9 protein-coding genes are annotated in these 8,743 nt (G+C 75.7%); 6 read left to right on the top strand and 3 right to left on the bottom strand.

Annotated elements, in window-relative coordinates:
- From ACK8OX_RS24945 to ACK8OX_RS24930, 4 genes are all read left to right on the top strand, one after another.
- Nucleotides 1-655 (top strand): efflux RND transporter periplasmic adaptor subunit (locus ACK8OX_RS24945; protein ID WP_430667000.1); only part of this gene is annotated, 655 nt, incomplete at its 5' end.
- The gene (gene devC / locus ACK8OX_RS24940) at nt 652-1,899 is read left to right on the top strand and encodes an ABC transporter permease DevC (protein WP_430666999.1); all 1,248 of its coding nucleotides are present in this window, start codon (nt 652-654) and stop codon (nt 1,897-1,899) included. The genes ACK8OX_RS24945 and devC, both read left to right, overlap by 4 nt.
- A 29-nt stretch (nt 1,900-1,928) precedes the next feature.
- Complete coding sequence (locus tag ACK8OX_RS24935) at nt 1,929-2,630, top strand: ATP-binding cassette domain-containing protein (RefSeq protein WP_430666998.1); 702 nt, start codon at nt 1,929-1,931, stop codon at nt 2,628-2,630.
- 71 nt (nt 2,631-2,701) lie between these two features.
- Entirely contained in the window at nt 2,702-3,898 is a 1,197-nt protein-coding gene (locus ACK8OX_RS24930) for an MFS transporter (RefSeq protein ID WP_430666997.1), read from the top strand.
- 40 nt (nt 3,899-3,938) lie between these two features.
- Here ACK8OX_RS24930 and ACK8OX_RS24925 read toward each other — a convergent pair whose 3' ends face one another.
- Nucleotides 3,939-4,421 (bottom strand): hypothetical protein, encoded by a 483-nt coding sequence (locus ACK8OX_RS24925; protein ID WP_430666996.1) that lies wholly within the window; start codon nt 4,419-4,421, stop codon nt 3,939-3,941.
- A gap of 87 nt (nt 4,422-4,508) precedes the next feature.
- Here ACK8OX_RS24925 and ACK8OX_RS24920 point away from each other — a divergent pair, with 87 nt between their 5' ends.
- Nucleotides 4,509-5,504 (top strand): hypothetical protein, encoded by a 996-nt coding sequence (locus tag ACK8OX_RS24920; protein ID WP_430666995.1) that lies wholly within the window; start codon nt 4,509-4,511, stop codon nt 5,502-5,504.
- Between the two features lie 16 nt (nt 5,505-5,520).
- On the opposite strand, the gene ACK8OX_RS24915 is transcribed toward ACK8OX_RS24920, so the two are convergent.
- Nucleotides 5,521-6,711 (bottom strand): DNA methyltransferase, encoded by a 1,191-nt coding sequence (locus ACK8OX_RS24915; RefSeq protein ID WP_430666994.1) that lies wholly within the window; start codon nt 6,709-6,711, stop codon nt 5,521-5,523.
- A 113-nt stretch (nt 6,712-6,824) separates the two neighbouring features.
- Between ACK8OX_RS24915 and ACK8OX_RS24910 the strand changes: the two genes are divergently transcribed.
- A complete protein-coding gene (locus ACK8OX_RS24910) occupies nt 6,825-8,195 on the top strand; it encodes a glycosyltransferase family 4 protein (RefSeq protein ID WP_430666993.1) in 1,371 nt (456 codons plus the stop codon).
- Between the two features lie 4 nt (nt 8,196-8,199).
- Here ACK8OX_RS24910 and rsmD read toward each other — a convergent pair.
- Nucleotides 8,200-8,743, bottom strand: a 544-nt coding sequence (gene rsmD / locus ACK8OX_RS24905; protein WP_430666992.1) for a 16S rRNA (guanine(966)-N(2))-methyltransferase RsmD, incomplete at its 5' end; no start/stop codon positions are given.

Genomic DNA, 8,743 nt, shown 5'->3' with positions numbered 1-8,743 from the left:
GGCCCAGCGCGCGCGCATCGACGCGCTGGCCAATGCGGAAGCCTCCGCCCGGCGCGAGGCGGAACGTGCGGAGCGGCTGGAACGCAGCGGCGCGGGCGCGGAAGCGACCGCGGAACGCGCCCGCTTCGCCGCCAACCGCGCCCGCGCCGAACGTGCCGAGGCCGCCGCGGTGCTGGACACGCTTCTCGCCCCCCGCCCCGAGGACCTGGCGCTGGCCGAGGCCGAGCTGGCCGCCGCCGAGGCCGCGCTCGCCCGCGCGGAGGCCGAAGCCGCGCTGGCGCGGCTGCGCGCGCCGATCGGCGGCACCGTGCTGCGCGTCATGGCCCGCGCGGGCGAACGCGTGGGCGGCGAAGGCGTGGTGGAGATCGCCGATCTCGGCCGCATCGACATCGTCGCCGACGTCTTCGAGACCGACCTGCCGCGCCTGCGCGAAGGCGCCGCGGCGGAGGTGGTGGTGCCGGGCGAGTCCCGCCGCTTCCCGGCCACCCTGCGCGAGATCGGCTGGCAGGTGCGCCGCAGCACCCAGGCCTCCACCGACCCCGTGGCCGCGGTGGATGCCCGCACGGTGGAGGTCCGCCTGACGCTCGGGCCCGAGGGGGCGGCGCTGCTGGCGCGCCGGTCCAACATGCAGGTCCAGGTCGCGATCCGCCCATGAACCGGCTCTCCCCCCCGGCGGCGGATGCGCCGGGCGCGGGCCTGTCGCCGGCCGCCCCGCCCCGCCGTCCCCCGTCCTTCGCGGCCGCCACGCTGCTCGCCCTGCGGCTGGCCTGGCGGCAGCTGCGGAGCGAGAAGGCGCGGCTCGCCTCCGCCATCGCGGGGGTGATGTTCGCCTGCGTGCTGGTCTTCATGCAGCTCGGCTTCCGCGCGGCGCTGTTCGACAGCGCGACGAACCTCATCGGCGCGATGCGCGGCGACCTGTTCCTGATGCACCCGATGACGACGGCGAGCTTCCGCCCCGAGCCGCTGCCCCGCGTGCGCGCGCAGCAGGCCCTCGCCCTGCCCGAGGTGGAACGCGCCGTCCCGGTCTACCTGGCGCAGGCGACCTGGCGGAACCCGGTCGATGGCAGCCGCCGCGCCATCCAGCTGATCGGCGTCGACGTCGATGCGGGCGTGCTGGACTTCCCCGGCCTCGCGCCGCTGAGGGATGCGCTGAAGCGCCCGGACGCCATCGCCTTCGACACGCGGTCCCGCCCGGAATTCGGCCCGGTCGCGCGGCTGCTGGCCGAACGCGGGCCCTTCGAGGTGCAGGTGGGCAACCGGCTGGTGGAGGTGGTGGGCCTGGTCGAGATCGGCCCCTCCTTCGGCGCCGACGGCAATGTCGTGCTGTCGGAGGTGAACTTCCGCCGCGTGGTGAAGGAACGGCTCGTCGCGGCGGTGGACCTCGTCGCCATCCGGCTGCGGCCGGGCGCCGACCTCGCGGCGGCGCAGGCGCGGCTGCGCGCGCTGCTGCCGGCGGATGCGATGGTGCTGACGCAGGAGGAACTGCGCGCGCATGAGCGCCGCTACTGGGAGGAGGCGACGCCGATCGGCTTCATCTTCGGCTTCGGCAGCCTGATGGGGCTGATCGTGGGGATGGTGATCGTCTACCAGATCCTGTTCAGCGATGTCGCCGGCCACCTGAAGGAATACGCGACGCTGAAGGCGATGGGCTATTCCGACTTCCACCTGGCGCGCGTGGTGCTGGGGGCGGCGGCGATCCTGGCGGTGCTGGGCTTCGTGCCGGGCATCGCGCTGTCCTGGTTCCTCTACGACCTGGTGGGCGGCGCCACCTTCCTGCCGCTCGCGATGGACACGGAGCGCGGGATCGGCGTGTTCGCGATGATCTTCGCCATGTGCGCCGCCGCCGGGCTGCTCGCCATGCGCAAGCTGCGCGACGCCGACCCGGCGGACATGTTCTGAATGCGCCGGCGCGGCGCGAGGGGCCCGGCATGACCGCCCCCGTCCTCCTCCGCGGCGTCACCCATGCCTATGGCGAGGGCGATCTCCGCAAGGCGGTGCTGCGCGACGTCGACCTTTCCGTCGCCGAGGGCGAGATCGTGCTGCTGACCGGCCCGTCGGGCAGCGGCAAGACCACGCTGCTGACGCTGATCGGCGCGCTCCGCTCCCTCCAGGCGGGGTCCTGCCGCGTGCTCGGCGAGGAGCTGCGCGACGCGACCGAGGGCGCGCGCGTGCGGCTGCGCCGGCGCATCGGCTTCATCTTCCAGCACCACAACCTGCTGGGCTTCCTGACCGCGCGGCAGAACGTGGCGATGGCGCTGGAGCAGGACGGCGACCTGGCGGAGCGCGAGCGCCTGGCGCGTGCCGGCGCGCTGCTGGCGGCGGTCGGGCTTGCCGACCACGCGGAGAAGCTGCCGGCGCAGCTCTCCGGCGGGCAGCGCCAGCGCGTCTCGGTCGCGCGCGCTCTGGCGGCCGGGCCGGGGCTGGTGCTGGCGGACGAACCGACCGCGGCGCTCGACCGCGCCAGCGGGCAGGAGGTGGTGCACCTGCTGCGCGACCTCGCCCGGTCCCGCGGCGTGCCGATCCTGCTGGTCACGCACGACCCGCGCATCCTCGACATCGCCGACCGCGTCGTCGCGATGGAGGACGGGCGCATCGTCGATGACGGGCGCGGGGCGGCCGCGGCGGGGTGACCCGGGCCGGGGATTGAACGCCGCCGCCGCCCCTGCCACGCTGCCTGCAACGAACCACACGGGCGAAGACCTTGCTGCGCGGGAGTGTCCTCTCGGTGCCGGATTTCCGGCGCCTCTGGCTGTGTGGCCTCGCCGTGTCCGTCGCCCGCTGGCTCGAGATGCTGGTGATCGGCGTCGTGGTCTGGCAGCAGACGCAATCCGCCTTCCTCGTCGCCGCGATGACGCTGCTGCGGCTGCTGCCGATGGGCCTGTTCGGCGCCGTGCTCGGCGTCGTCGCGGACCGGGTGGAGCGGCGGGGGGCGCTGCTCGTCGTGCTCGGCATCCAGGGCGGCGGGATGGCGGCGCTCGCGCTGCTCGCCCTCGCGGGGGATCTCGCGGTCTGGCAGATCGCGCTCGCCTCGGTCGCCAGCGGCGTCGGCTGGGCAACGGACAACCCGGTGCGGCGGATGATGCTGGGCGACATCCTCGGCGCGCCGCGCATGGCCACCGGCATGTCGCTCGACGTCATGGGGAACAATGCCAGCCGCATCGGCGGGCCGGCGGCGGGCGGGATGCTGCTGGCCGCGTTCGGGCCCTGGGCGGCCTTCGCGGCGGCGCTCGCGCTCTACCTCGTCGCCATCGCGCTCGCCGCGCGGCTCGACCATCGCGGCCGGCCGGGGCCGACGCGCCCGGGCTCGGTGCTGGCGGAGGTGGCGGGCAGCTTCCGCCTCGCGCTCCGCGTGCCGGCGCTGCGCGGCATCATGGTGGTCACCGTCATCTTCAACGTCTTCGCCTGGCCCTTCGCGTCGATGGTGCCGGTGATCGGGCAGGAGGTGCTGCATCTCGGGCCGGAGGGGGTGGGCTTCCTCGCCAGCATGGAGGGCCTCGGCGCGCTGGCCGGCGCGCTGGCCATCACGCTGCGGGCGCGGACGGACCAGTATCCGCGGCTGTTCCTGGGCGGCGCCGCGCTCTACCTCGGGATGGTGACGGCCTTCGCGCTGGCGCCGACGCCGCTGCTGGCGGGCGCGGCGCTCGCGCTCGTCGGGCTCGGGGGCGCAGCCTTCGCCTCGATGCAGGCGACGATGGTCTACCTGGTGACGCCGCCCGAACTGCGGTCCCGCGCGCTCGGCGTGCTGTCGGTCGCGGTGGGCAGTGGGCTGCTGGGCTTCCTGCATATCGGCATCCTCGCCAACCTCGTCGGCGCGCGTGCCGCCACCGCGCTGATCGGCGCGGAGGGGCTGCTCGCGCTCGTGCTGACGCGGCGCATCTGGCGTGGGCTGCGGGGCTGATCACAGGCCGCGACGGTGATGCCGGCGGCGGCCGGCGCCCTTACCGCCGCGCTGCGCGCCAGGCCGCCTCGGCCCGGTCGCGCGGGGCGGCGCCAGGGCGGGACGGCACCGCGTCGAAGTCGCCGCGCAGCGCCTTCAGCGCGGCGCGTTCCTCCGCGATCTCCCGCGCCGTCCGCACGCCGAGCCGGCGCAGCAGCGGCAGGGGCGGGCACCAGCCCTGCAGCGCGTGCTGCAGCAGGAAGGCGGCCACCGCCAGCGGCAGCGCCAGGAAGCGCCGGTCCCGCAGTAGGCCGAGCGCGGCGCCGGTCAGCGCGAGGGTCGCGGCATTCGCCTCCAGCACGCGTTCGGTGTCCCACTCCCGCTCCAGCGCGCGCAGCTGAGGGTCGATCAGTTCCGGCCGCTCCGCGAGGCAGGCGATCCTTGCCCGGGTGCGCGCGGCGATCCGGCGGTTCGATGCATGGGCGGTCGCGTGGCGGACCCGTTCCGTCGTGTCGGGCAGCAGCGGCATGGCGCGAAGCCTCATCACCTCGGCGGTGAACCCCTGCCGGGCCGGGCGGTTCCGTGCGGAACGGGCATTGACGCGCCCGCCCTGCGTGAGCTTTCCGGTGCCATGGCGCCCGATCCCAGCTTCTCCGCCGTGCCCTGGCTGCCGCCCTTCCGGCTGGATGCGCGGCTGCTGTTCGAGGGCGCGCTGGAGGTGACGCACGCGCCCGATGCGCTGCGGCCCTTCGCGCGGCTGGTGCCGGACCCCGCCGCCTTCCGCTTCCATGCACCGGGCGAAGCCGCCGCGCTGGACGGGATGCCCGAGGCGGCGCTGCGCGAACGGCTGGGGGCGATCCCGCCGGGCGACCTCTCGCGCCCCGCCCGCGCGCGGCGCTGGGCGCTGGCCACCGCGCTTGCGGCCGCCGGGGCGAATGCCGCGCTGCGGCGCCTGGGCGACGGGGCGGCCTGGACCGCGGCCGCCGCCGCGCGCCGCCGCGCCTACCTGGAGGCGATCGACGCCGGCCTGCCGCCGCCCGCCGCGGGGGTGGAAGCCGCCTGCCGCGAGGTGCCGCACGCGCTGCGCGGCTTCGGCAACGCGCTGCCGACGGCCGAGGCGATCCGCCTGCTCGCCCCCTTCGGCCGGGTCTGCGAGATCGGCGCGGGCTTCGGGCTGTTCGCCCGCGCCCTGGAACGCGCGGGTCTCGCCGTCGCCGCCTCCGACCGGGATGCGAGCCCGGCCACCGGCATCGCCTTCCCCGTCCGGCGCGGCGTCGACGCGGCGGCGACCATGGCCTTCTTCGCCGCCTCCCCGGCGCCGCCGCCGCTGCTGATGGTCTGGCCGACCTGCGGGGAAGGCGAGTGGTTCGCCGAGGTCTTCGCCCGCGCGCGGCCCGGCCAGGTGGTCGCCATGGCCTCCCCCGAATTCGAGTTCTGCGCCGCGGGCGGCCTGGCGGCCGAGGCACCGGACCCCGGCGCGCCCGGTGCCGGCTGGCGCGCGGCGGCGGCACTGCCGGCGCTGCTGGATGCGGAATACGAGCCGGTCGGCACGGCGCCGGTGGTCACCTCCGGCTGGCCCGCCGCACCGACGCCGCTGCGGGCCTGGCGGCGTCGGGGCGCGGCATGATCCGCCGCGGCGGGCGCTACGCCCGCCGCATCAGCACGATGCGGTTGCTGTTGGTGCCCCGCCGGTTGTTCGCGATGCCCCAGCAATTCGCGGTCTTCGTGAAGTCCTGCCGGTTCACCAGCACCGCCAGGCGTTCCAGCGGCAGGCCTTCGGCGGCGCGCCAGACCGCGCGTTCCAGCAGCACCCGCCCGCCGCGGACCTCCCCCACCTCGAAGGCGAGATGCCCACCCGGGCGCAGCACGCGGGCGAGTTCGGCGAGCGTCGCGCGCACCATCGCCTCCCACGCCGCCTCGCTGCCGTGGCGGGCGATGGGCACGGCGTCCAGCCCGATCCCGGCGAACCAGCAGCGCAGCCAGTTGTCGGCGGCGTAGTGCACGATGTCGAGGAAGGGGGGCGAGGTGACGGCGAGCGCGACGGAGGCATCGGCCAGCGCCGGCATCCGCGCGGCCTGCCCCGTCGTCAGCAGCGCGGGCGGGTGCGGCGGCGGGCCGCCGCGCGCCAGCAGCTGCGCCGTCTTCTTCAGGATCAGCGCCGGGACGTCGCGTTCCGGCGGCACCTGGCCGCGGCGGGCGTTGATGCGCCGCTGGTTGGCGACCGAGGCCGCCTGGTTCGGCGGCAGGGTGTAGACCGAGAAGAAGCCGGGCGAATGGCCGGTCAGCCGGTTCAGCGCCACCATGCGGATCCAGTCCGCCACCGGGTCCGGCGCGGGGTCATCCAGCGGCGCGACCTCCGCCAGCCAGTCGCGCAGCGCGCAGATGTGGCGCAGCGTGGCCGGGTGGTAGAAGGCCAGCAGGTCGTCCCGCGGCGCCACGGGCCGGCCCCAGGGGATGTCGGCCAGCCGCCGCGCCACCGCCGAGGGGTCGGGCGGCGAGAGCCGCGGGCGCGTCAGCAGGGTGGAAAGCGGGTTGGCGTCGTTGCCGACCGGGCGGCGGCCCATCAGCGCGGCCTGCACCGGGGTGGTGCCGCGGCCCATGAAGGGGTCCAGCACCGCCTCGCCCGGCGCGGTCAGCCGCGCGATGAAGAATTCCGGCAGCTGCGGCTTGAAGCAGGCGCGGTAGCTGACCTCGTGGATCGGGTGCGCCCGGCGCTGGGCGGCGGTCCAGAACTCGTTCGTCAGGTAGGGCAGGCCGTCCACCGTCCCGGTCGCCGTCGGCCGGCCGAAGGCGTCGAAGCGGCGCATCTCGGCAAGGAAGGCGGCGGCGTCCATCGACCGCAATAGGGCCGGTCCCGCGCGGCGGCGCAACCGGGGCCGGCGGCGGGTGGTTGACGCGCCGCCCGTCCCGTCGCCTAACCCGTCCCGACCGCCAGGGGGGACCACGGGTGCTGAGGCCGCGCATCGCCATCGACGGCTACAACCTCGCGCTCGAGCAGGGGACGGGCATCGCGACCTATGGGCGCGTGCTGTCGCAGCGGCTCGGCGCGCTCGGCGCGGAGGTCGGCGTGCTCTGGGGCCAGCGCGGAGCCTCGGGGCGCGACGAATTGCTGCGGGAGATCATGCTGCTCGACGCGCGGCCGCCGAAGACGCCCTGGCTGCAGGGCGCGGTCTTCGACCTGCGCGCGAAGCTGCGCCTGCGGCTGGGCGCCACCGCCGTGCCGGTGCCGGTGACGGGGCGCGTGATCCGGCGGGGGATGGAGGCGCGGACCCCGCATGCCGACCGGATGTGGAACATCCCCGATCTCTACCGCGCGGCGGCGATCAACTACGGCGTCGGCGGCCGTTTCGCGGAGGTGACGCTGCCGGATGCGCCGGAGGTGATGCACTGGACCTACCCGCTGCCGATCCGGGTGAAGGGCGCGCGCAACATCTACACCATCCACGACCTGGTGCCGCTGCGCCTGCCCTACGCCACGCTCGACGTGAAGCGCCGCATCCTAGGCACGCTGCGCGGCATCGCCGCGAAGGCCGACCACATCGTGACGGTGAGCGAGGCGTCGAAGCGCGACATCGTGGAGCTGCTGGGCGTGCCGGAGGACCGCGTGACCAACACCTGGCAGTCGGTGGAGCTGCCCGCGCAGCTGACCGACATGCCGGAGGCGATGGCGCGCGGCGCGGTGGAGGGCAGCTTCGGCCTGCCCTGGGGCGACTACTGGCTGTTCTACGGCGCGATCGAGCCGAAGAAGAACCTGGGCCGGCTGATCGAGGCCTATCTCGCCTCCGGCTCGGCGCTGCCGCTGGTCATCGTCGGCAAGCAGGCCTGGCGGGTGCGGCAGGAACTCGGCCTCATCTACGCCGATGACGGGCGCATCCTGGGCGAGGCGGATGCGGGGGACGGCACGCAGGTCTTCTCCCGCCGGCTGCGGGACCGGGTGGTGCTGCTGGACTACGCGCCCTTCCGCCTGCTGGTCAGCCTGATCCGCGGCGCGCGCGGCGTGCTGTTCCCCTCGCTCTACGAGGGGTTCGGCCTGCCGGTGCTGGAAGCGATGAGCCTCGGCGCGCCCGTCGTCACCTCCAACGTCGCCTCCCTGCCGGAGGTGGTGGGGGATGCGGCGGTGCTGGTCGATCCCTACGACGTGCGGGCGATGGCGGAGGCGATCCGGGCGGTGGAGACGCATCCCGGGCTGCGCGCCGAGATGGCGGCCCGCGGCCCGCGCCGGGCGGCGCTGTTCGGGACGGAGGCCTATGACCGGCGGCTGGCGGAGATGTACGCGAAGGTCGGCGTGCGCTTCCCGCAGGTGCCGGAAGGCGCATGACCCTTCAGGCCGCGCGCAGGAAGACCAGCCGCGCCGCACCGTGTTCGCGCGACGCCACTTCCTCGAAGCCGGGCGCTTCCAGCGGCTCGGCCCTGGCCACCTCCGCCGCCACCAGCGCGCCGGGCGCGATCCAGCCGGCGGGAGCCAGCGCGGCCAGCGCGCGCGGCACCATCTCGCCGCCATAGGGCGGGTCGAGCAGGATCAGCGAACAGGGCGCGGCGGCGCGCGGCGGGCGGGTGGCGTCGCCGGGGATGACGCGGCTCGCCGCCTCCTCCCTCGTCGCGGCGATGTTGGCGCGCAGCGCGGCCAGCGCGGCGCGGTCCTGCTCGATGAAGGTGGCGTGCGCGGCCCCGCGCGACAGCGCCTCCAGCCCCAGCGCGCCGGTGCCGGCGAAGGCGTCGAGCACGCGCGCGCCCTCCACCGCCGCGCGCCCGGCCCAGGGCGCGTGCCACAGCATGTCGAACAGCGCCTGGCGCACGCGTTCGGCCGTGGGGCGCGTGGTCGCGCCGGGCGGCGCGGCCAGCCTACGGCCGCGATGGCGGCCGGCG

This window comes from Falsiroseomonas sp. CW058 (assembly GCF_050563535.1).
In the GTDB taxonomy this organism is placed as follows: Bacteria; Pseudomonadota; Alphaproteobacteria; order Acetobacterales; family Acetobacteraceae; genus Falsiroseomonas.
This window is presented reverse-complemented; position numbering and strand designations above follow the sequence as displayed.